The sequence below is a fragment of the Streptomyces sp. XY431 genome (assembly GCF_001279805.1).
GTDB classification, from domain to species: Bacteria; Actinomycetota; Actinomycetes; order Streptomycetales; family Streptomycetaceae; genus Kitasatospora; species Kitasatospora purpeofusca.
Window position 1 is genome coordinate 1 of sequence record NZ_LGDO01000264.1, and the last position, 1,198, is coordinate 1,198.

A 1,198-nucleotide genomic window follows, 5' to 3' on the forward strand; every position below is an offset into this window, starting at 1 on the left:
GTACAGCTGCGCCGCGATCCTCCACCGCGTCCTCCACCGGCGCCCCCACATCCGCTATACCGCCAGCCGCACCACCACCCGCGATCTCCAACTCAACCGGCCGCCGCAGCCCATCACCGGCTGGCCCGCCGACGTCTGGCCCCACCTGCCCCCGGTCCTCCTGCGAGCCCTCGACCCCGACCCCGGCAAACGCCACACCAGCACCGGCCACTTCGCCAGCGCCCTTCGCCTCGCCCTCACCCTCACCGGAGCGATCACGTGACCCAGCCCGCCCGCCGCGCCTTCCTCCTCGCCACCGCCGCGCTCCTCGTCCCCGCCGCCCTCGCCACCACGGCGGCCGCTGCCACCCACACAGGAACCGGCACCGGCACACCCCAACCCCGTACCAACGCCGACAACCACGACAGACCCGGCAACCACCGCAACGGCCGAACCAGTTCCTCCGGCGCGACCCCGACCCCGAGCGCCGACAGCGCCAGTGCCAGCGGCAGCACCAGCGATCGTGCTCATGCCAGTGTCAGCGACAGCAGCAGCAGCCACAGTTACAGCCGCGAAAGCGACAGCAGCCACTCAGACCACACCCACCACCTCGACCACGGCCACAGTTCCGACGCCAGTGTCAGCGGCAGCGCCAGCGGTCGTGCTCATGCCAGTGTCAGCGACAGCAGCAGCGACCAAGACAGCAGCAGCTCCTGACCCGGCGAAGGACACAGTGGCGAAGCAGCCCGGTCTCACTGCTCCGCCACCGACGACGCAAGAGCCCGAAACTGCCGCGTCGCGCGCCAGATCCCACCAGATCGAACAGTGCGGCGGCAAAGATTGCCGTCTCCCGCCCGACCGCCTTCCGCAAGAGATCACCCGGCCCGGGGCGCACTCCAGGTGGACCCGCGCGGCAGGTGTTCGAGGGTGCCTCGTCGGGTCGGCTTCTCCGGCAGGGCCTGGAGTAGGCACTCGCCCTGCTGGACGACGCCGTGCCTACGAACGACGCGCGGAGGCCGGACCGGGGAAGCCGACGATGCTGCGGGGCTCACCGACGCCCAGGATCGCGTTCTCTCGGCACAGGAGTAGCGGTGTCCGCGGCGGCCGACCGCCTACTGAATTCGGCGCGTCAGGGTGAACTGTGTGGAAGTCCCTGATGGGTGTGGTGTGGTGGCTGTATCTGGTGGTGTGTGAGGTATGCGGATGGTGGTGGGCTGAC

The 1,198-nt window shown here is 70.1% G+C and carries 2 protein-coding genes; both read left to right on the top strand.

Annotated features, from left to right (window positions below):
• Positions 1 to 262, top strand: a 262-nt coding sequence (locus ADK60_RS22925) for a protein kinase family protein (protein ID WP_199839728.1), incomplete at its 5' end; no start/stop codon positions are given.
• Positions 259 to 696 (top strand): hypothetical protein, encoded by a 438-nt coding sequence (locus ADK60_RS22930; protein ID WP_053648570.1) that lies wholly within the window; start codon positions 259 to 261, stop codon positions 694 to 696. The genes ADK60_RS22925 and ADK60_RS22930, both read left to right, overlap by 4 nt.
• Positions 697 to 1,198: the final 502 nt, after the last annotated feature.